The organism is Sphingopyxis sp. (assembly GCF_051861155.1).
Classification (GTDB): Bacteria; Pseudomonadota; Alphaproteobacteria; order Sphingomonadales; family Sphingomonadaceae; genus Sphingopyxis.
On the sequence record NZ_JBHYDE010000007.1, the window covers coordinates 49,603 to 69,787 of the forward strand.

Here is a 20,185-nt window from a genome sequence, read left to right on the forward strand (position 1 = left end):
GGCATCCCGATCTGCCGGGCCCCGTTGCCGAAACGGTGCTCAGCAAAAGCGCGATTTTCGCGGCATTGAAATCGATAGATGACGATGTCGCCGCGAAGGACCGGGTTCTTCACATGGAGACCGAGTTTCGCAAGCGGATCGACAGCCATATTCTGGCCCTTCCGTCGTCCAGTGCCGGTTTTGCGAAGTTCAACACCAGCCCCTTTGTGCTGATGTTCTATTCGCGGCAAAAGGGTTATAGCCATGTTGTGGAGGTCGAGAAGGACATCGTCCCTGCCAAAGTGTTTTCGTCCATGGAGACATCGGCCGGGCGCATGGTCGAGACCGTGGTGCTTCCGGTCTATGGGTGGAACATCGTTCCCAGCACGATGCATTCGGTGGAATCGGTTCTTGATGGACGCAAAGAGGCGGCCGACGGCGTGTTCATGGCGACGACGCTCAAAAGCGGGCCGCGGTGCCTGAACGACGAAATGGCCAAGGATATTGGCATCGATGTCGTAACGCACGCTGCGGCATGGGCGGACGATCATGGCGCTAGAAAAGTGAGTTTTACCTACGGCGTCCTTTACGGCACCAAGAAACAGTCCAACAAGAAGGACTGGCATATCCTGCGGAACATGTCGCAGGCCTTGCCGTCCTCGGCCGTGGTTACCACGCCTTGTCGAAAGCGGTGGGATATTGCCTACACCGATGGCGGCCTAGAAGTGGAAGCCATCGTTCGCGTTGGCACCGAATGGTGGGATTATCTGGGCGGCCCGAACGCCTGGGTCGAAGTCTGTGTCGCGCTGATCAGGGCCTGCATTGCGCCCGCGCCGCAGCAGGCCGGGGTGCCTTCCTATACCATCCGCGATCTGGGCCAGATCATCGACCATTCGGTGCTTCCGGCAGATTTCAAGGTGGCGCTGCTTCAGCGGAGCCAGTTCGAATGGCTGATGTTTCTGGCGCGTCATTTCTGTGACCGGCTGGCCGACTAGTCCTCAAAAAGATTTTGGGAATTACGGCGAGAATTACGGTGACAGTTTACTGATCACCCAAACCCAAGCGACCAGTCTCGCACACGCTGCAAACCCAACTCTCCCCAGCCTTGCTCCGCCACCAAAGCCCTGTCACCTTCGCGCCCTGACCAGCGAACAGGGGAGATGATCATGCGAACCACCCGGGCCGCCACCGCAACGGCGATGCTGAGCCTTGCCCTTCTCGCCTCGCCCGCTTTCGCGCGCGACCCCGCCAACGTCCTGATGCCCGAAAATCCCGAGGCGCGGGCGTTTCAGGAAGCCGTGGGCTATGCGACCGCGGTGATCGCGGGGGATATGATTTACCTGTCGGGGGTGGTCGCGGGGCCGGCGGCGGGGGAGAGCGATCTGGCGCCCGGATATGAGCGCGCCTTTGCGCATATCGCCGCGACGCTGGCGCGCGCGGGGGCGAGCTGGGACGATGTGGTCGACATCACCACCTTTCACACCGACCTGGCGGCGCATATCGACGGCTTTGCCGCGGTCAAGAACCGCCATGTGAAGGCGCCCTTTCCGGCGTGGACCGCGATCGGCGTGTCGCGGTTGTACGAGCCGACCGCGGTGGTCGAGATCAAGGTCGTGGCGCGGTTGCCGAAGACATAGGGGGTGGGTGGGGGCTTGCTGCGCGTGGCGTCCCCCGGTCTATGCCGCTTTTGAACCAATGGCCGTTCCCCGGCGAAAGCCGGGGGCCAGGGTGTGTTTGACAGACGCTGGCGCTCCAACGCCCTGGGCCTCGGCTTTCGCCGGGGAACGGTGGTTGCAAGGGCGGTCGGGGATGGCGAAGCGGCTGACGCAGCGCCCCGCGCTAGTTCAGCGCGTCGTTGATCGTCGTGAAGATGTTGGCGAGGCTGAGGCCGAGCATCTGGAAGGCGATGAGGCTGGCGAGCGCGATCAGCGCCGCGATCAGGCCATATTCGATCGCCGTGGCGCCGCGCTGGTCGGCGCACAAATTGTTCCTGGTCATTCCTGTTCCCGCTGGTGTCTGGCGCGTCGGTCCCGGCGGCGGGTTTAAGCGGCTGAACTGCAACAGGATATTGGCGGACGCGGTTAATGCGGCGGCAGGGACGGTGTGGGGGGGGGTTTTTGCTTTCCTACTTAACCAAATAGGTTCATATGACTCTTGATTCATTCCAAAGTGATTCGGGAGGTGGCGCTATGGGGCGTTTGGTGGAGCGGGGTTCTTGGGGGGCGGCTGGGGTTGCAGAGGGTGGTGCTGCGGCCCACCCCGCTGCGACTAGCGAACAAGTTCGCAAGTCTCGCTGCCCCTCCCCTGAAGGGGAGGGGAGGAGGAAAGTGAATCCCTTCATGCCGGGGCTGCGGGTGCGCGAGGACGGGTTTACCGCGGCGCGGACGCGGGTGTTCCTTGCGACGCTGGCCAAGACCGGCTGCGTCACCGATGCGGCGCGGGTGGCGGGGGTCAGCCGGACGTCGGTCAACCGGTCGCGCGCGCTGTTCGCGCCGTTCGATGCAGCGTGCCGCGAGGCGCTGGCCAAGGCGCTGCGCGGGCTGGAAGCGGTAGCGTATCAGCGCGCGGTCGAGGGGCGCGAGACGGTGGTGATCCGCGGCGGGCGCGAGGTCGAGCGGCGGATCGCGCCGTCGGACGCGCTGCTGGCGCTGCTGATCAAGCGCGGCGAACTGGGCGCGGGTACGAGTGGGGGCGCGGCAGCCGAGACGGCGGCGGAGGCGGCGCGGTTCGACGCCGCGACGGCGATCACCCGCGCAGAATATCTGGAGGGGTGGCGGTTCGACGTCGACGGGACCAAATATTTCTATCCGGGCAGCGCGAAGCAGCGATTGCGCGACAAGCTGCATGCGATGCGGACGGCGATGCAGGCCGACGAGTGGGCGCAGGAGGAGGCGACCGGCGAATGTATGCGATGCGGCGCGCGGGCGCATGGCGCGGCGCTGGAGCGGCTGGCGGCGCTGCGCGCGAAGGATGCGGCGAGCGAGGCGGAGTTTGCGGCGGGCGACGACCTGCCGGTGGACTGACGCGGGGTGCCGCGCGCCGCGTTCCCCTCAGCCGATCAGCCCGGCGTGGCGCGCCTTTTCGGCGAGTTCGCCGCGGGTGCGGGCGCCCATGGTGCGGAACAGCGACGAAATGCGGTTGCGGACGGTGAAATGCGACAGCGACATGGCGCGGGCGATTTCCTTGTTCGATTTGCGCGCCGCGACCATCGTCAGCACCTCGACCTGGCGCGGGGTCAGGTCGGGGACCGGGACCGGCCGGACCGACTGGCTGTCGGGTTTCAGCACGATGGGGTGACCGGCGCGCAGCGCGTGGAGGGCGGCCATGATGCGGTCGGCGGGTACCGATTTGGCGATATAGGCATCGGCGCCATAGCCGATCACCCGGTCGATGGTCGCGTCGTCGTCGACCATCGACACGACCGCGATTGCCGACCGCGGAAAATGCTGGCGCAGCATCGGGATGGTGCGCTGGGGGATCATGCCCGGGAACAACAGGTCGACGAGGAACAGCCAGGGCGCGCCGTCGCGGTCGGCGATGCGCAGCATTTCGTCGACGGTGCCGGCCTGGTGGATCGCCATCGGCGGAAAGGCCGCGTGGACCAGATGCGCCAGCCCGGCGCGGAAAATCGGGTGGTCGTCGGCGATCAGGATGCTGTCGGTGACGCCGCGGGCGGCGGACGGCGGGGCGAGCGGCGGTGGGGCGAGACTGGCCATGTCAGCCTGCCGCGACGTCCTCGGGCGGATATTCCTCGGCCGATGACGGGCAGCTGCCCTGTTTCATCACGCTCGGCCGCCCGGCCTCGAACCACTGCGACGCCTGGAAATCTTCGCCATAGCCAACCCCGTCGTAAATGCAGACCTGGGCGTCCGAGCCGTCGGAGGCGATGACGACGGCCCAGTTGTAGCGATCCTCGGCGCGCCAGGCGCCGCCCCAGATGAGCAGGCGGCCGCCGTCGACGCGGGCGATCGGCAGGCCGAGGCTGTTTTCGGCAAAATCGATCCCGGCGCGCAGCTTTGCATCGGGGACCGCGGCGGCGATCGCGGCCTGGACCGCGGGATGATCGAGGAAGCGGTGGCCGTTGACGACGTCGAAGGGATATTTGCCGGCATAGGCGGAGAGGTCGGGGGCGGCGGCGGGGCCGGGCGCCGCGGCGGCGGGCGCGGCGAACAGCGCGGCGGCGGCGAACAGGGAGGCGGCGGGGATGAGTTTCATGCAGCGGGCTCTTTCATGCCGGGGGAGAGACGATGACGCTATCGCACGCGCAGCGCAGCGGCGGTGACCGCGATCACAGCCGCGGCGGGGTCAGCGCGGGGCGGGCGGTGCGGGGCGGGTCCAGCCCTGGCGATATTTGGCGAACCAGGCGAGGATCGCCGCGGCCTTCGCCGCCGATTGCGACGGGCGCGCGGCGATGCCGCCGTGGCTGGCGCCGGGGATGGTGACCAGCGCGGTGGGGACGCCGCGGAGGCGGAGCGCGGTGTAATATTGTTCGGATTCGCTGACCGGGGTGCGGTAATCCTCGGCCCCGACGACGACCAGGGTGGGGGTTTCGACATTGCCGACGAGCGAGAGCGGCGAGAGCGACCAGTAGAGTTCGGGCTTTTCCCACGGTTGGGCGCCGAGCCAGTAGCGGCCGAAAAAGGCGGGGCCGTCGGCGGTCAGCGCCTGCGTCGTCCAGTTGATCACCGGTTTCTGGGTGACCGCGGCCTTGAAGCGATTGGTTTTCCCCACGATCCAGCTGGTGAGCACCCCGCCGCCCGACCCGCCGGTGACGAACAGGGCGTCGGGATCGGCGATGCCGAGCGCGATCGCGCGGTCGACGATGCTGATCAGGTCGAAATAATCATTGCCCGGATAGGCCTTGTCGATTTCGTTCGCAAAGGCTTCGCCATAGCTGGTCGAACCGCGCGGGTTGGCCGAAAGGACGGCGTAGCCCGCCGCGGCATACAGCTGGTTGTCGGTCGAGAAATGCGGACCATAGGCCTGGAACGGGCCGCCGTGGATTTCGAGGATCAGCGGCACCCGCGCGCCGTCGACATAGCCGGGGGGCAGGGTCAGCCAGCCTTCGATCGGCTTGCCGTCGTGGCTGGAGGGGGTGGTGATCTTGCGGACTTCGCCGAGCGATTTTACTTCGCGAAGTGAGCGGTTGAGATCGGTGAGGATGCGCGCCGATCCGCCGCGCGCCAGCTGAACCTCGGCGGGGCGGGTGGCGGTGCCGCCGGTGAAGGCGATGGCGCCGCCGTCCGATACGGTAAAGCTGCCGCCGGCATAGGGGCGATCGAGCCCGCCGCCCGACAGCCCCTTGGCGACGTCGCGCACCGATCCGTCGAGGCCGATGCGGGCGATTTTGGTTTCGCCACGATCGTTGTACTGCGCGTAGAGCGCGCGGCCGCCGCTGTCCCACTGGATCGCATCGACGCTGTAATCCCATGCCTCGGTAAGGTTGCGGCGGGCGGAGCCGTCGGCGCTCATCACATAGAGGTTGGTGTTTTCATAGGCGCGCCCGGCGTCGTCGAAGCCGAGATATGCGATTCTGCTGCCGTCGGGCGAGACGAGCGGATTGGCGTCGGGGCCGTTGCGGTCGGTGAGCGCGGTGATGCGGCCGCTGGCGAGATCGAGCGCGTGGACCTCGCTCTCGACCGGGTCGCTTTCCCAGTCGGGCTTGCGATTGGCGGCGAAATACAGCGTGCGGCCGTCGCGCGACCAGCTCAAAGGGCCGGTGTCGTGATAGGGGCCGAAGCTGAGCTGGCGGGGCGCGCCGCCGGTGGCGGGGACGAGGAAGATCTTTTCGAACCCCGGTTCGACATAGCCCTGTCCGTCGGCGCGGTAGGTGAGGAGGTCGCGGATTTCGAGCGGTTCGGCCCAGGTCGCACCCTTGGGTTTGTTCGCGGGCGCGGCGCCGAGTTTCAGCCCCTCGTCCTTGACCAGCATCGTGTAGGCGATCGAACGTCCGTCGGGAGCCCAGGCGAGCGACGCGGGCGCGGTCGGCAGGCCGGTCAGCCGCACCGCCTCGCCCCCCGCCATCCAGCGCACCCACAGCTGCGCGCTGCCCCCCTCGGTCGAGGCGTAGGCGAGGCGCTTGCCGTCGGGCGACCAGCGCGGCGCAAAGGCGCCGCCCTGCCGCCCGGCGAGCGGGGTTTCTTCGCCGGTCGCGGTGTCGATCAGCCAGATCGAACTGATCGCGCGGTCGGACATGATGTCGTTCGCGCGGCGGACATAGGCGATGTGGCGGCCGTCGGGGCTGACCTGCGGATCGGCGGCGATTGCGAGGTCGAACAGGTCGGCGCCGGTCAGGCGGCGTTCGGGAGCGGTGCGTGCGCTGCCGACCGCCGATCCGGCCATGGCGGCGGGCGGTGCGGCTGGCGGCGCGGTCTGTTCCTGTGCGGTGGGCGCTGGCGCGTCCTGCGCGAGGCCGGGCGACACCGGAAGCACGAGCAGGCTTGCACCGAGAATTGTCAGTTTGCGCATGAAAAGCCGTCCCTTTTTGCCAGACGGCTTGGGGTTTGTACCTTTCGCGGCGGGTCGTCAATCGGGCGCGGCGCGGAAGGTCGAGGCGAGGACGGCGCCGATCGCGATCGTGGTGACGAGCATCATCGCGACCGCCAGATTGACCCCGCCCACCGCGATCTCGCTGCCGTCGCTGTGGAGCATCGTGCCGCCGTAGAGCGGGCTGAGCGCATAGGCGACGAGAAAGGCGAGCGAGATGATGAAAGCGACCAGCGCGGGCAGCCGCACCTGGCGGCTGCACCAGATCAGCCACAGGCAGAGCATCGCGAGCGAACTGTTGGTAAGCAGCTGCCAGACCTCATGCAGCCGCGCGTGCCCCGGCCAGTCGGGATTGACGACATGCGTCACCCCCAGTTCGAGGACCGGGGTGAGGACGCCGAAGGGGATCAGCGCGAGGGTGAGGACGATACGGCGCATCGGGCGACTCCAATTGACGCTGTCAATATAATATCAGGTAATTGACACTGTCAATTACCGCGGACAGCCAAGATTAAAACGGTGCTGCGGGCGACGTGTGGCGCGGCGGGTGTGAGAGCGGTGTCAAAAAGCGAGCCGGGCGCGCGGCATCGGCAAAGCGCCCGTTCGCCATCGTGCGGCTTGCATCGCGCGATTGACGCCATCAATGATGCGGTATGAAACGAGGCCAACATCATGGCGCGCTGCGCCAGCTGCTGATCGATACCGCACTGGAACTGCTCGACCGCGACGGGGTCGAGGCGGTGACGATCCGCGCCGTGGCGCGCGCATCGGGGGTATCGCACGCCGCGCCGGCCAATCATTTTGCCGACCGGCGCGCGTTGCTGACCGCGCTCGCCGTCCAATGCTTCACCGATTTGCGCAGCGGGGCGTCGGCGGCGCGCGGCGCAGCATCGCCGGCGCCGCGCGCGCGCATCATCGCCTTTGCCGGGGCCTATGTCGATTATGCGCTGGCGCACCGCAACCGGTACCGGATGATGTGGCGGATGGACATGCTCGATGCGGGCGACGGCGACCTGGCGGCGCTGATCGACGGCCTGTATGCGGGGGTCGAGGAGGATGTCGTGGCCCTGCCCGACCGCGACCGCGAGGGCGCGACGACGTTGCTGATCGCGCTGAGCAGCATCGTGCACGGTTATGTGTCGATGCGGATCGACGGCAATTTCGTCGCCGCGGTCGACGAGACGAGCGGCAAGCCGCGTTATCGGGCGATCATCGAAGCGCTGATCGGCTGACCCTGCGGCGCGCGTTCAGCCGCCGCTTGCGGCGAGGCGCACGGGTTTGGGGGTGAAGGTGCGGACGCGGTTGCGGCCGGTGCGCTTTGCCTCATAAAGCGCCTGATCGGCCTCCTGCATCAGCGCCGACAGCCCGGCGCCGGGAACCCCGACGGCGATGCCGAGGCTGGCGGTGGGGACGAGCGCGGCGGGGATGCGGTCGGCGCAGGCGGCGGCGAGCCCGGTGCGCACCGCTTCGGCGAGCTGGCGCGCCGCCTCGATCCCTGCGCCGGGGACGAGCAGCGCAAATTCCTCGCCGCCGATGCGCCCGGCGACCATCTCGGCCGGGCCGATGGCGCGGACGTGCGCGCCGAACGCCGCGATGATCGCGTCGCCGACGGCGTGGCCATAGGTGTCGTTGACGCGTTTGAAATGATCGAGGTCGGCGATCAGCAGCGCGACTGGGCGGTCGTCGTCGATGCAGCGGCGCAGCGCCGATCCGGCGCGTGCCTCGAACCCGCGGCGGTTGAGCAGGCCCGACAGATTATCGTCATCGACCTGGCGCTTGAGTTCGGCGATCTGGTCGATCGCGACCGCGACCATCAGGCTGATCGCGGCGAGGATCGACACCATCGCCTGGCTGAACTGCACCGTGGTCCAGTACACCGACTGTTGAAAGCCGTCATAGCTGTCGAAGCCGCCGCCGAGCGACAAGAGGACGATCGGCCGCAGGATCAGGTTGAGCGCCGACAGCGCCGCGACCCAGAACAGCACGCGGTCGATCAGATAGGCTTTTTCGACCGGCCACAGCGCGCGCACGATCATCACCGCGATGACCCCGGCGCCGATGCTGATCGACAGGATGCGCGCCGCGATGCTGGGCTGGCCGAGCAGGAACCACAGGAAGAAGGCCATCGAAATCGCGCCGGTGATCGCCATCGCGCGCCACGGCACCGGCAACCCATAGCGTTGGATGATCGCCGCGGCGAACAGCGCGCCGGTGGCGAGGAAACCGATATTGGCGGGGATACGGTGGAGTTCGAGCGGCAGCGCCGGGCCGACATCGAGAATCAGGAAGGCGATCGCCGAGGCGGTATAGGCCCCGGCGGCATAAGCGACATAGCGGTCGCGGCGGTTCAGCCAGAGCAGGAAAAAGGCAGCCGCGAAGAGCAGGCCGATGCCCGGGTTGAGCAATTGGATGAAAAATTGACCCGACAAATTGCCTGCCTCTCCGCCCCCGAGGGTAGCAGTGCGATGGATAACGATTTCTTACTTTTCGGATAGTTACGTCACGGTTACGTGGAAATCACTAGCGGGTCAGGCGGTGCCGCGCACCACCAGATGGACCGGGATGCGGGTACCGCTGCGGGTGCGTTCGTCATCCTCGAGCGCCATCGCGACCAACGCCTCGCCTGCGGCGTCGAGATCGGGTTCGAGCGTGGTGAGCGCGGGGTCGGCAAGGGTGCCGGCGCGGATACCGTCGAAGCCGATCAGCGCGACGTCCTGCGGCACCCGGCGCCCGGCGTCCTTCAGCCCCTGGAGTACGCCAAGCGCCAGCATGTCCGACGCCGCAAAGATCGCGTCGGTATCGGGATGCGCGGCGAGCAACGCCTGCACCGCGGCGACGCCCTGCGCATGGCGGTCGGCGGCAGCAGGCGGTTCGGCGATGATCGCGGTCAGCCCGTGCGCGGCAAGGGTCGCGGTGAAGCCGTCGCGGCGTTCGTCGAACTGGCGCTGCGGCGATTGCTGCGGCCCGACAAAGGCGATGCGGCGGCGGCCGGTTTTGACGAAATGTTCGGCGGCGAGCTGGCCGCCCTCGTCATTTTCGCTGCGCATCCAGTGGAACGGGCTGCCCGGGCTGCCCCAGCAGACGAAGTCGAGGCCCGACGATTGCGCCGCGGCGAAATAGTCCCAGGCGGCGCGGTTGCTGGTGGTGCCGATGACGATCATCGCGTCGGCGAGCCCCGAGGCGACAAAATCGGCGCGGAAATTGTCGGGATTTTCCTGGAACGAAACGAGCAGGTTGAACCCGCGCGCCGAGGTCGCGGCGGCGATGCTGCCGAGCAGCGCAAAGTAGAAGGGGTTGATCGCGCTGCGATCCTCGCCGGGGCGGCAGATGGTGACGAGCGCGATCGTCTCGCTGCTTTTGAGGCGCAGCGACGAGGCGTGACGATCGACGACATAGCCAAGCTCGCGCGCCGCGGCGGACACGCGGGCGCGCGTTTCGGCGTTGACCCCCGGGCTGTTGCGGAGCGCGCGCGAGACGGTCGATTGCGACACCCCGGCGCGCTCGGCGACGTCGAACGATGTCGGGCGCAGCATTTTTGCGGTCATGGCGGCCTCTCTCCCCTTGGCCTGTCTCTCGCCGGGGGGGCGGAGCTTGTCAATCGGCGAGGGCGTGCGCTGGCCCGGAACGACGGCCTAAAGGCCGTCGAGTGTCAGCAGCGCGAAGGTCGCGAGCCAATGTTCGCCCATATAGTCGCCGGTGACGTGCGGCAGGGCGGCGGCGAGGTGACGCTGTGCGGTCGCCTCGGCGACCGGGGTGACGGGGTGGTCGGGGCCGAGCGCGGCGGCGATGGTGCGCCAGTTCCACGCGCGGCTGAGGTTCAGGCCGTCGAGATGCGCGATCTTGCCGTCGCTGCGGTCGGAGACGGTGGCGGGGGTGAACAGGGTGGCCGGGTGCTGGTCGGCGGCGCGGGGGAGGAAGGTGTTGAACCAGCCGGCGAAGTCGCTGCCAAGGACGGCGGTCATCAGATGCGCTTCGCTGAGCGCCGAGGAGAGGAATTCGTCGCCGCCGGGTTCCCACGCCTGGCAGTCGCGGTCCTGGCCGAACCAGTCGCGCGCGCGGGCGTCGATGAGGGTGACGAGCGCGGGGTCGCGGGTTTCGGCCCAGTCGCGCGCGAGGAGAAGCGCGAAGGCGATGTTGAAATGGGTGCCGACGCGCAGCGGATAGGTGAGCTTGGGCAGGAAGGCGTGGAAGCGCTGCGCGAAAGCCGCGGCGAGCGGTGCGAGCGCGGCGGCCCAGGGGGCGTCGTGCCGCTCGGCCTCGGCATGAAGCGCGAGCAGCCAGCCCCAGCCATAGGGGCGCTCGAAGGCGGCCGAATAGGGGCGTGCGAGGAAGGCGAGTTCGACCGCGACCTTGTCAGGGACGAGCATGGCGTCGGCGCGGGCGCGGATTTCGGCGGCGATGGCGAGATCGGGGAAGCGGCGCGCGAGGCGGAGGATCTGCCACCAGCCATGGACGCAGCTGTGCCAATCGAAGCTGCCGTGGAAGATCGGGTGATGCTCGCGCGGGGGCTTGGCGTCCTCGGGACCGTTGAGGACGAGGTCCATCTTGTAGGGATATTCGCGGCCGAGGTGCGACAGGGTGGCGGTCGCGAAGCGGGTGGCGTGGTCGGGGGTGAGGTGGGTCATGTCAGAATGCAAACAACCAGATGAAGACGATATTCACCGCCAGCAGCGGGACCGCCGTCCCGATCTGCGCCTTGATCACGCCATAAGGGTTTTTGAGTTCGAGCAGCGCGGCGGGGACGAGGTTGAAGTTCGCCGCCATCGGGGTCATCAGCGTGCCGCAGAAACCCGCGAGCATACCGATCGCCGCGACCACCGCGGGGTCGCCGCCATATTGCTTGATCAGCAAGGGCATGCCGACCGCGGCGAGCATCACCGGGAAGGCGGCGAAGGCGTTGCCCATTACCATGGTGAACAGCGCCATGCCGAGCCCGAAGGCGAGGACGGCGCCGAACAGGCTGCCCTGCGGGATCGCGGTGCCGATGAGGTCGCCGACGACCTCGCCAACCCCGGCGAGCGCGAACACCGCGCCGAGGCTGGCGAGCATCTGCGGCAGGATGGCGGCCCAGCCGACCGCGTCGAGCAGGCGGCGCCCCTGTTGCGCGGGGAGCAGGAGCGGCGGTTTGAGCCGCGCCATGCCGACGGCAAGCGCAATGAGCACGCCGAGCGCGAGCGAGATGAGCGTCGCCTGCTTGGGGTCGGCGAGGCCGGGGAGCCATTTGAACACAAAGGTGCCCGCGAGCGCCGCGGCGGGGATGATCAGCGCGACGAGGAGGAGAAAGGGGCCGTGCTGCGCGGCGCGTGTTGCCTGCACCTCGGCAGCGACGTCGCCGCCGGGGGCGCGGCCGATCTGGCCGGTGCCGGCGATGGCGACGAGCGCGAGCACGAGCAGGCCGTTGCCGAAATCGCCGAGGTAATCGCCGCCGAGCATCGACAGCGCGAGCAGCCCCCAGAAGGCGGCGTTGCCGAAGCGTTTGGGGTTGCTGCGGTCCATCGCGCCCAGCACCGCGAACAGCGCGAAGGTGAGGCCCGCGAGGACGTAAACGAAGCCGAGGGTGATCATGCCGCGGCCTCCGTCCTGGCCGCCATGCGCCGGTCGAGGCGGCGGAGGCGCAGGCCGTGGATCAGGAAGGCCGCGATCGCGGTCGGGATGGCCCAGAGCGAGAAGTGCAGCGGCTCGATCTGATAACCATAGCCTTCGAGCACGCCCTTCATCAGCAGGATCGAGCCGATCGCGAGGAAGATGTCTTCGCCGAAGAATAGCCCGATATTGTCGGTCGCGGCGGCGTGCGCCTTGACCTCCTCGCGCTGGTCGCCCGAGAGCGCGGGGTTGGCGGCTTCGGCGGCGGCCTCGGCCATCGGGGCGACGAGCGGGCGCACGGTCTGGGCATGGCCCGCGACCGAGGTGAGGCCGACCGCGGCCATGCCCTGACGCAGCAAGAGATAGCCGGTGAGCAGGCGGCCGAGCGTGGCGCCTTTCATACGGCCGATGAGGGTGCGCGCGTGTTGCTGGAGCCCATAAGCTTCGAGCAGGCCGATGACGGGGAGGACGATCCAGATGATCGAGACATAGCGCGTGTCGTTGAACGCCTTGCCAAAGGCGGCGCCGATCGCGGCGATGTCGAGCCCCGCGGCGAGGCCCGTGGCGAGCGCCGAAGCCATGATGACGAGCAGCGGATTGAAGCGCAGGACGAAGCCCGCGATGATGATGAGGATGCCGATCAGGACGAGCATGGCTGGGTTTCCCTATCAACAAAACTGTTCCCCGGCGAAAGCCGGGGTCCAGGGCTGCCTGACGCAACGCTGGCTTTGAAACGCCCTGGGCCCCGGCTTTCGCCGGGGAACGGCAAAGTGGAGCTGTCGATCATTCGTCTTCCCCCGCTTCGCCATAACCCCCGCCGCCCGGTGTTTCGATCACGAAAGCGTCGCCTGCCTCGAGATCGGCGCTGCCCGTCGCGCCGAGCATCTCGACCGACCCATCCCGACGTTCGACCCAGTTGCATCCCGGTGCGGCATCTTCGCCGCCCGCCAGCCCGCGCGGCGGAATCGCGCGGCGGTTGGCGAGGATGTTGGCGGCCATCGGTTCGCGGAAACGGGTGCGGCGGGTGGCGCCGTCGCCGCCGTGCCAGCGGCCCGCGCCACCCGAACCCTTGCGGATCGAGAATTCCTCGACGATGACGGGGAAACGCGCCTCCATCACCTCGGGATCGGTCATCCGGCTGTTGGTCATATGCGTCTGGATGACGCTGGTGCCGTGAAAGCCCGGCCCGGCGCCCGAGCCGCCCGCGATGGTTTCATAATATTGGTGCGTGGCATTCCCGAAGGTGAAATTGTTCATCGTCCCCTGCGCCGGGGCCATCGCGCCAAAGGCCGCGAACAGCGCGTCGGTGATGACCTGGCTGGTTTCGACATTGCCCGCGACGACCGCGGCGGGATAGCTGGGCGAGAGCATCGAGTTGGCGGGGACGATCAGGGTGACGGGGGCGAGGCAGCCCTCGTTCATCGGAATCGGGTCGTCGAGCATCGTGCGCAGGACATAGAGGACGGCGGCGCGAACGACGGGCAGCGGCGCGTTGAAATTGTCGGGCAGGGTGGCGCTGGAGCCGGTGAAGTCGATGGTGACGTGGCGCGCGGTGCGATCGACCGTGACCGCGACGACGACCTCGGCGCCATTGTCCATCGCATAGCGGAACTCGCCGTCGTCGAGCCGCGCGAGCAGCTGGCGGACCGCGGCTTCGGCCTGATTCTGCCCGTGCGCCATATAGGCGGCGACGGTTTGGACGCCGTGCGCGGCGCTGAGGTCAGCGAGCGCGCTGGCGCCGCGCTGGCAGGCGGCGACCTGCGCCTTCAGGTCGGCGATATTGAGTGCGGGGTTGCGCGCCGGGAAGGGGCTGCCCGCCAGATGCGCGGCGATCGCGGCGTCGCGGAAATGTCCGTCGTCGACGAGGAGGATATTGTCGAAGATGATCCCCTCGTCCTCGATGCTGCGGCTGTTCGGCGGCATCGACCCGGGCGCGATCCCGCCAAGATCGGCGTGATGGCCGCGCGCAGCGACGAAGAAAGCGGGGGCGGGCTGATCGGCGACGAACACCGGCATGATGACGGTGATGTCGGGGAGGTGGGTGCCGCCGTCGTAAGGGGCGTTGAGCGCGTAAGCGTCGCCGCGCCTCAGGCCGCGTCCGTCGCGCGGGAGGCCGTCCGCTCCGGACCCGCGCTGGCGCAATATGGTGCGCACGCTTTCGCCCATCGAGCCCAAGTGGACGGGCATATGCGGGGCGTTGGCGACGAGGCGGCCGTCGCCGTCGAAGATCGCGCAGGAGAAATCGAGGCGCTCGCGGATGTTGATCGACGAAGCGCTGTGTTGCAGCGCGCCGCCCATTTCCTCGGCGATCGCCATGAACAGGCTGTTGAAGATTTCGAGGCGGATGGGGTCGGGTTGATCCGCGGAATATGTGTTCCCCGGCGAAAGGCGTTCAGAGGCACGTGACTCTGATGCGCTGGGCCCCGGCTTTCGCCGGGGAACACTTGTTAGCCGCAACGTCCCCTCATGTTCGACCGTCGCTGTCCAGCCCGGTTCGATCACCGTCGTCGCCAGCGCATCGACGATGATTGCGGGGCCGGCGATGTGGCGGCCCGGCGCGAGGTTTGGGCGCTGGTGGAGCGGGACGGCGTGCTGGGCGCCCGCGAGCCAGGCGGTGACGGTTTCGGGGGCGGTTTCGGCGCCGGGGGCAGGGGGTGGCAGCGTCGCCCGCGCTTCGCCCGCTTCGGTCAGTTCGACGCGGATGCGGTCGACGACGAGATTGTCGTGCGGGGCGTAGCCGAAGCGCTGGCGGAAGGCGGCGGCGAAGGCGGTCGCGACGTCGGCGGGCGGGGCGAGCGGCAGTTCGATCGCATTGTCGCTGTCGGCAAGGCGGACAAAGAGCAGCGTTTCGCGGCTGGTGTCGGCGGCGGGCGAGAGGTCGGCGCGGGCCTGCGCCGAAAGTTCGGCCTCGACTGCGGCGAGGGTGGCGGAACAATTTTCGTCAAGTTTGAGCGCCAACGTGCGCTCGCGGATCGCCGAGGGTCGCGCGAGGCCCATGCCATAGGCCGAGAGCACCCCGGCGAGCGGGTGGAGCAGGATTTCATCGACCCCGAGCGCGTCGGCGACGAGGCAGACATGCTGGCCCGCAGCGCCGCCGAAGCCGACGAGGCTGTAGCCCCGCGACACGTCGTGGCCGCGCGCGATGGTGATGCGTTTGATCGCGTTTGCCATCTGCTGGACCGCGATGCTCAGCAGGCCTTCGGCGAGGGCGGCGGGGGTGATGTTGCCGACTTCGGCGGCCATCGCGGCGAATTTTTGTGCGACGACATCGCGGTCGAGCGGCTGGTCGCCGCGCGGGCCGAACAATTTGGGGAAATGGTCGGGCTGGATCTTGCCGAGCAGCACGTTGCAGTCGGTGACCGTCAATGGCCCGCCGCGGCCATAGGCGGCGGGGCCGGGATTCGCCCCCGCGCTTTCGGGGCCGACCGACAGCCGCGCGCCGTCCCAGCGGCAGATCGAGCCTCCCCCGGCGGCGACGGTATGGATGCGCAGCATCGGGGCGCGGATGCGGGTGCCCGCGACGATCGTTTCATTGTCGCGTTCGAGGCGTCCGGCATAATGGCTGACGTCGGTCGAGGTGCCGCCCATGTCGAAGCCGATCAGGCGCGTCTTGCCGAGCGGCGCGGCGCTGCCGACCATGCCGACGATGCCGCCCGCGGGGCCGGAGAGGATTGCATCGCGGCCGTGGAAAGCGGCGGCGGAGGCAAGGCCGCCCGAGCTTTTCATGAATTGCGGGTCGACGCCTTCCCCGAGTTGCGCGACGAATTGCCGGACATAATGGTGGAGGACGGGGGAGAGATAGGCGTCGGCGAGCGTCGTGTCGCCGCGGCCGATCAGCTTGATCAGCGCGCTGACATCGTGGCTGGTCGAGATTTGGGTGAAGCCGAGCTCGGCGGCGATGGCGGCGAGGCGCTGTTCGTGCGCCGGGTAGCGATAGCCGTGCATCAGCACGATCGCGATGCTGGTGAGGCCGCGGTCGCGCGCGGATTGCAGCGCGGCGCGCGCGGCATCCTCGTCGAGCGGGGTCAGGATGTCGCCGTCGGGGCCGACGCGCTCGGCGATCTCGGCGACTGCGGCGTGCGGCGGCGCTATGCGGTCGAGGCGGCGGGCGAACAGCTCGGGACGGTCCTGATAGCCGATGGTCAGCGCGTCGCCGAAGCCGCGGGTGATCGCGAGCAGGGTCGGCTCGCCCTTGCGTTCGAGCAGCGCGTTGGTGGCCACCGTGCTGCCCATGCGGATCGCGAGCGGCGGCAGCGCGCCATCGCCTGCACCGGTCAGGTCGCGGATCGCGCCAACCGCGGCGTCGCCGGGACGCGCGGGGTCTTCGCTGAGATATTTGGTGGTGACGACCACGCCGTCGGGCGACCGCGCGACGACATCGGTGAAGGTGCCGCCGCGGTCGATCCAGATCTGCCAGCGGTCGTCAGTTTGCAGGGCCATTGTCCGGCCAGCGAATGACGATGGCGAGGCTGTTGTCAACCGCGCTGCGCTGCCAGCTGCCCTTCAGCTGCCGTTCGATCAGCGAGCGGATGAAATGGGTGCCAAAGCTCTCGCTGTCGATCTGCGGCGTTTCGGGCAGGCCGCTTTCGGTCCAGCTGAGTTCGATATCGCCGCCGTCGCGGCGCCAGCCGACGGCGAGGTCGCCGTGCCCCGCGAGCGCGCCATATTTGATGCTGTTGGTGACGAATTCGTGGATCGCGAGCGACAGCGCCTGCGCGGCTTCGTCGTCGAGGCGGACGTCGGGGCCGGTGGTCGCGGCGAGCCGGTCGGGCGACCAGCCGGCGAGTTCGAGTTCGCGGCGGACGATCTTGCCCAGTTCGACGGTGTCGACGGCGCCGGTGACCAGCATCTGCTTGGCGTCGGACAGCGCGCGCATACGGCCATCGAATTTGGTTTCAAATTCGTCGAGGCTGGACGATTCGCGCAGCGTGATGCGCGCCAGCGCGCCGATGCGGGCAAAGGCGTTTTTCATCCGGTGCGCCATTTCGCCGATCATCAGCTCGCGGTCCTCGGCATGGCGCGCCTTTTCCTCGGCCAGCCGTTGCAGCGTGCCGACGCGGCGTTGCTGGACGCGGTGGAGCTGGGTCGCGAGCAGCGCGAGCGCGATGCCGAAGATCAGGATGCCGAGCGGGCGCCCGAGCCGTTCGAGCAGGCGGCCATAGGAAATCCGCATCGTCCATTGGCGGTCGGCGACGCGCAGCACCTGCTCATGCGCGTCCCAGCCCATCGCGCCCTTGCGAAAGACGAGCGGCGCCGCGGGGCCTTCCCCGGCATAGACCTCGATCCCGTCGATGCCGTCGAGCTGTGACCCGAGCACCGCTTTCATCATGTCGTGGATGCGGAACGGCGCATAGACGAACGCCTCGACCGGCCGCCCGCCACCGGCGGTCGCGATCGTGTCGGGGTTGGTCTCGACTGGGCCGCGGGCATAGACGGGGACATAGATCAGGAACCCCGGCTGCTTGACCTTGGCCGCGCGTTCCTGTGCCAGGTGGACGACGCCGCTCGCCGCGGGGCGGCCGGTTTGCCAGGCGCGGCGCATCGCCGCGCGCCGCGTCGGTTCGCTGTACATGTCGAAACCCGGCGCGACGTTGCGGCGCGGGGTATAGGGTTCGACCAGGACGACGCCAAAACCGATCGGTTGGTCGGTCGCAGGCCAGACCTTGATATCGCGGCCGTAATTTTCGCGCAGCTTCGCCTCGAGCGCCGCGGGGGTGCCGGCGCGCATCGCGGCGGCGATGCCGACCCCCTCCATGCCCGGTGCCTGAATCTGCGGGCGCAGCGCGCCGAGATAGGCGCGGATGCCAGGGCCGCTGGTGGCGCTGTCCGACTGATAAAGCGCGCGCACCCCTTCGAGCACCGCGACATGATCGCGCAGCCGCATGTTGACCTGGGTCGCGACGCGTTCGGCCTGTTCGGCCTCGTTGGCCTGGTTGTAGAAATAGCTGGCGGCGGCGGCGGCAATGGCGGCGAGCAGGATGACTAGGCCGACAAACCGGACGAGCAACGCCAACAGCCGATCAGCCCATGAATTCGGGCGCATTGAGTTCAGTCCTGCCTGCTGGCTGCCGCAGCAGCGCCCCCCTCGCGGTCCCGATGTTCCACGCCGCGCAGCCGATAGCAAGAATATTTCGTGCAAGCGTGGCAGGGTCGGCGATGGGTTGCGGACCGCAACCTTTTGCCTATGATAGCGGCCAACAGGATCGGGAGAGATGCAATGATTATCTATGGCTCGCTGGTGTCGCCGTTCGTGCGCAAATTGCTGGCATATCTGGGCGAGAAAGGGATCGCTTTCGAGCTGAAGGGGGTCGGGATCGCCGACCCCGATCCGGGGTTCCGCGCCGCGTCGCCGCTGGGCAAGATGCCAGCGATGGAGGATGATGGCTTCACCCTCGCCGATTCGAGCGCGATCATCCACTATCTGGAGGCGAAATACCCCGAACCGCCACTGATCCCCGCCGACGCGCAGGCGCGCGGACGGGTGATCTGGTGGGACGAGTTTGGCGACACGGTGTTGGCGGCGTGCGGCGGCAAGATGTTCTTCAACCGCATCGTCGCGCCGAAATTCCTGGGGCGCGAGGGTGACCTGGTCGCGGCGGCGCAGGCCGAGGCCGAGGAACTGCCCAAATTGCTGACCTATCTGGAAAGCGCGATCCCGGCGTCGGGGTTTCTGGTCGGCGACCGGCTGACGCTGGCCGACCTGGCGGTTGCATCGCCGTTGATGAACCTGCGGCATTGCGGCTGTGGGGTCGATGCTACGGCCTATCCCAAGGCCGCGGCGTGGAGCGAAGCCATCCTGTCGCGCCCGAGCATCGCGCCGTGGATCGCCAAGGAGGAGCGGATGATCGCCAAGGTGCTGGCGCCGGCCTCATAGCGGCACCAGCCATCCGGCGAGCGCCGCGGCGGCGACGATCGCGGGGGTGACCCACGCGCCCTTGATCCGCCAGACCACGGCGAGCGCGGCGGCGAAGAGCAGGATCGCGAGCAGCGGCGCGGTGACGCGTGCGGCGGTCGCTTCACCGAGCTGGACAAAGGTCGCGGCGATGATGCCGACGACTGCGGCGGCGACCCCAGCGAGCAGCCGGTGGAGCGCGGGGTTTTCGACCACCGCCTCGAGCCGTTCGAAGAAGACCATCGAAAAGGCGAAGGCGGGCAGGAACATCCCCGCGGTGATCGCGAGCGCGCCGCCGGGGCCGCCGACGACATAGCCGACAAAGGTCGCAAAGATGACGAGCGGCGCCGGGAGCACCCCGGCGAGCGCGATGCCGTCGAGGAACGTCGCGTCGTCGACCCAGCCGCGCCCGACGGTGTCGGCGCGCACATAGGGGATGGCGGTATAGGCGCCGCCGAAGGTCAGCAGGCCGCCCTTCAGCCCCGCGACGAACAGCGCGAGCAGGGTGATCGGGGCGCCCGCGGCGCCCGCGACCAGCGCGGTGGCGGTAGCAGGGGCGGCGAATTGCTGCGCGGCGAAGGCGGCGGCGATCGCGGCGATGCCGACCGCAAGGACGACCAGCGGGCGCTGCACGGCGGCATAGGCAAGCCCGCCCGCGGCAAGCGGGATCCAGAACGGCACCCCGGCGAGCGTCGCGAGCAGGCTGGCGACCGCGATTCCGGCGAGCAGGCGATCTTCGATGATATGCTGGCCGATGCGGACGACGGCGCGCAGGATGATCGCCAGCACCGCGATCTGCACCCCGAGCAACACGCCCGTCAGCCCGGCGTCGCCCGCGATCCAGGTGACGTAGAGCCAGCCCGCGAGCAGCATCAGCAGCAGGCCGGGCAGCATGAAGCCGAGCCCGGCAAGCAAGCCGCCGATCCGCCCGCGCGCGATCATCCCGAGGTGGACGCACAGCTCATGCGCTTCGGGGCCGGGCAGCACTTGCAAGACTGCGAGCAGGCGGTTGAAGCGCGCCGGTTCGATCCAGCGTTCCTCTTCGACCAGCGCCTGGCGCAGCATCGCAATCTGCGCGACCGGGCCGCCGAACGCCAGCGCGCCGAAGCGCAGGAATTTGAGGAACAGCGCGAGCAGGCTGAGCTGTGACGGGCCGGTTGGGGACGAGAGAGGGGTCATATCAACGCTCCGAGCGCCGCGGATGCGGCGGGTGGAGCGGACTTGGATGGCTGGACCATCTGAACG

The 20,185-nt window shown here is 68.3% G+C and carries 18 protein-coding genes; 5 read left to right on the plus strand and 13 right to left on the minus strand.

The features are described 5' to 3' along the window. Positions 1-35: 35 nt before the first annotated feature. Positions 36-974, plus strand: a complete 939-nt coding sequence (locus ACTIFP_RS13350; protein ID WP_439569202.1) for a PmeII family type II restriction endonuclease — start codon at positions 36-38, stop codon at positions 972-974. A gap of 171 nt (positions 975-1,145) precedes the next feature. After that, entirely contained in the window at positions 1,146-1,616 is a 471-nt protein-coding gene (locus tag ACTIFP_RS13355; protein ID WP_439569203.1) for a RidA family protein, read from the plus strand. Between the two features lie 202 nt (positions 1,617-1,818). Here the strand turns inward: ACTIFP_RS13355 and ACTIFP_RS13360 are convergent, their stop codons facing one another. Beyond that, complete coding sequence (locus ACTIFP_RS13360) at positions 1,819-1,977, minus strand: Flp family type IVb pilin (RefSeq protein WP_439569204.1); 159 nt, start codon at positions 1,975-1,977, stop codon at positions 1,819-1,821. A 329-nt stretch (positions 1,978-2,306) separates the two neighbouring features. Between ACTIFP_RS13360 and ACTIFP_RS13365 the strand changes: the two genes are divergently transcribed. Further along, on the plus strand, positions 2,307-3,002 hold the full coding sequence (locus ACTIFP_RS13365; protein ID WP_439569205.1) for a hypothetical protein: 696 nt from the start codon (positions 2,307-2,309) through the stop codon (positions 3,000-3,002). A 27-nt stretch (positions 3,003-3,029) separates the two neighbouring features. Here ACTIFP_RS13365 and ACTIFP_RS13370 read toward each other — a convergent pair whose 3' ends face one another. The 4 genes from ACTIFP_RS13370 to ACTIFP_RS13385 form a co-directional block, all read right to left on the minus strand. Beyond that, positions 3,030-3,695 carry a LuxR C-terminal-related transcriptional regulator gene (locus ACTIFP_RS13370; RefSeq protein WP_439569206.1) on the minus strand — a complete coding sequence of 222 codons (666 nt, stop codon included), beginning with the start codon at positions 3,693-3,695 and terminating at the stop codon, positions 3,030-3,032. A gap of 1 nt (position 3,696) precedes the next feature. Beyond that, on the minus strand, positions 3,697-4,194 hold the full coding sequence (locus tag ACTIFP_RS13375) for a hypothetical protein (RefSeq protein WP_439569207.1): 498 nt from the start codon (positions 4,192-4,194) through the stop codon (positions 3,697-3,699). A 90-nt stretch (positions 4,195-4,284) separates the two neighbouring features. Next, on the minus strand, positions 4,285-6,447 hold the full coding sequence (locus ACTIFP_RS13380; protein WP_439569208.1) for a S9 family peptidase: 2,163 nt from the start codon (positions 6,445-6,447) through the stop codon (positions 4,285-4,287). Between the two features lie 57 nt (positions 6,448-6,504). Continuing rightward, entirely contained in the window at positions 6,505-6,903 is a 399-nt protein-coding gene (locus ACTIFP_RS13385; protein ID WP_439569209.1) for a hypothetical protein, read from the minus strand. Positions 6,904-7,118: 215 nt separating this feature from the next. Between ACTIFP_RS13385 and ACTIFP_RS13390 the strand changes: the two genes are divergently transcribed. After that, positions 7,119-7,697 (plus strand): TetR/AcrR family transcriptional regulator, encoded by a 579-nt coding sequence (locus ACTIFP_RS13390; RefSeq protein WP_439569210.1) that lies wholly within the window; start codon positions 7,119-7,121, stop codon positions 7,695-7,697. Positions 7,698-7,712: 15 nt separating this feature from the next. Here ACTIFP_RS13390 and ACTIFP_RS13395 read toward each other — a convergent pair whose 3' ends face one another. From ACTIFP_RS13395 to ACTIFP_RS13425, 7 genes are all read right to left on the minus strand, one after another. Beyond that, the gene (locus ACTIFP_RS13395) at positions 7,713-8,894 is read right to left on the minus strand and encodes a GGDEF domain-containing protein (protein ID WP_439569211.1); all 1,182 of its coding nucleotides are present in this window, start codon (positions 8,892-8,894) and stop codon (positions 7,713-7,715) included. 99 nt (positions 8,895-8,993) lie between these two features. Continuing rightward, positions 8,994-10,010 (minus strand): LacI family DNA-binding transcriptional regulator, encoded by a 1,017-nt coding sequence (locus tag ACTIFP_RS13400; protein ID WP_439569212.1) that lies wholly within the window; start codon positions 10,008-10,010, stop codon positions 8,994-8,996. Positions 10,011-10,097: 87 nt separating this feature from the next. Further along, complete coding sequence (locus ACTIFP_RS13405) at positions 10,098-11,090, minus strand: DUF2891 domain-containing protein (protein ID WP_439569213.1); 993 nt, start codon at positions 11,088-11,090, stop codon at positions 10,098-10,100. A 1-nt stretch (position 11,091) separates the two neighbouring features. Continuing rightward, a complete protein-coding gene (locus tag ACTIFP_RS13410; RefSeq protein WP_439569214.1) occupies positions 11,092-12,030 on the minus strand; it encodes a DUF979 domain-containing protein in 939 nt (312 codons plus the stop codon). Then, the gene (locus ACTIFP_RS13415) at positions 12,027-12,701 is read right to left on the minus strand and encodes a DUF969 domain-containing protein (protein WP_439569215.1); all 675 of its coding nucleotides are present in this window, start codon (positions 12,699-12,701) and stop codon (positions 12,027-12,029) included. Before ACTIFP_RS13415 ends, ACTIFP_RS13410 begins: the two co-directional genes overlap by 4 nt. 130 nt (positions 12,702-12,831) lie before the next feature. Further along, entirely contained in the window at positions 12,832-16,488 is a 3,657-nt protein-coding gene (locus ACTIFP_RS13420) for a hydantoinase B/oxoprolinase family protein (RefSeq protein ID WP_439569216.1), read from the minus strand. Continuing rightward, positions 16,472-18,091 (minus strand): CHASE domain-containing protein, encoded by a 1,620-nt coding sequence (locus tag ACTIFP_RS13425; RefSeq protein ID WP_439569217.1) that lies wholly within the window; start codon positions 18,089-18,091, stop codon positions 16,472-16,474. Before ACTIFP_RS13425 ends, ACTIFP_RS13420 begins: the two co-directional genes overlap by 17 nt. Before the next feature lie 174 nt (positions 18,092-18,265). On the opposite strand from ACTIFP_RS13425, the gene ACTIFP_RS13430 reads away from it, so the two are divergent. After that, on the plus strand, positions 18,266-18,922 hold the full coding sequence (locus ACTIFP_RS13430) for a glutathione S-transferase family protein (protein WP_439569218.1): 657 nt from the start codon (positions 18,266-18,268) through the stop codon (positions 18,920-18,922). Here ACTIFP_RS13430 and chrA read toward each other — a convergent pair. Continuing rightward, positions 18,917-20,119: a chromate efflux transporter gene (chrA, locus tag ACTIFP_RS13435; protein WP_439569219.1), complete on the minus strand. Its 1,203-nt coding sequence runs from the start codon at positions 20,117-20,119 to the stop codon at positions 18,917-18,919. The genes ACTIFP_RS13430 and chrA overlap by 6 nt on opposite strands. Positions 20,120-20,185 lie beyond the last annotated feature (66 nt).

Bases quoted from the DNA above. Each gene is read 5' to 3' on its own strand.
- ACTIFP_RS13390 (WP_439569210.1), top strand. From the start codon at position 7,119: ATGAAACGAGGCCAACATCATGGCGCGCTGCGCCAGCTGCTGATCGAT.
- ACTIFP_RS13425 (WP_439569217.1), bottom strand. From the start codon at position 18,091: ATGCGCCCGAATTCATGGGCTGATCGGCTGTTGGCGTTGCTCGTCCGG.
- ACTIFP_RS13400 (WP_439569212.1), bottom strand. From the start codon at position 10,010: ATGACCGCAAAAATGCTGCGCCCGACATCGTTCGACGTCGCCGAGCGC.
- ACTIFP_RS13380 (WP_439569208.1), bottom strand. From the start codon at position 6,447: ATGCGCAAACTGACAATTCTCGGTGCAAGCCTGCTCGTGCTTCCGGTG.
- ACTIFP_RS13370 (WP_439569206.1), bottom strand. From the start codon at position 3,695: ATGGCCAGTCTCGCCCCACCGCCGCTCGCCCCGCCGTCCGCCGCCCGC.
- ACTIFP_RS13420 (WP_439569216.1), bottom strand. From the start codon at position 16,488: ATGGCCCTGCAAACTGACGACCGCTGGCAGATCTGGATCGACCGCGGC.
- ACTIFP_RS13360 (WP_439569204.1), bottom strand. From the start codon at position 1,977: ATGACCAGGAACAATTTGTGCGCCGACCAGCGCGGCGCCACGGCGATC.
- ACTIFP_RS13410 (WP_439569214.1), bottom strand. From the start codon at position 12,030: ATGATCACCCTCGGCTTCGTTTACGTCCTCGCGGGCCTCACCTTCGCG.
- ACTIFP_RS13415 (WP_439569215.1), bottom strand. From the start codon at position 12,701: ATGCTCGTCCTGATCGGCATCCTCATCATCATCGCGGGCTTCGTCCTG.
- ACTIFP_RS13430 (WP_439569218.1), top strand. From the start codon at position 18,266: ATGATTATCTATGGCTCGCTGGTGTCGCCGTTCGTGCGCAAATTGCTG.
- chrA (WP_439569219.1), bottom strand. From the start codon at position 20,119: ATGACCCCTCTCTCGTCCCCAACCGGCCCGTCACAGCTCAGCCTGCTC.
- ACTIFP_RS13355 (WP_439569203.1), top strand. From the start codon at position 1,146: ATGCGAACCACCCGGGCCGCCACCGCAACGGCGATGCTGAGCCTTGCC.
- ACTIFP_RS13375 (WP_439569207.1), bottom strand. From the start codon at position 4,194: ATGAAACTCATCCCCGCCGCCTCCCTGTTCGCCGCCGCCGCGCTGTTC.
- ACTIFP_RS13405 (WP_439569213.1), bottom strand. From the start codon at position 11,090: ATGACCCACCTCACCCCCGACCACGCCACCCGCTTCGCGACCGCCACC.
- ACTIFP_RS13385 (WP_439569209.1), bottom strand. From the start codon at position 6,903: ATGCGCCGTATCGTCCTCACCCTCGCGCTGATCCCCTTCGGCGTCCTC.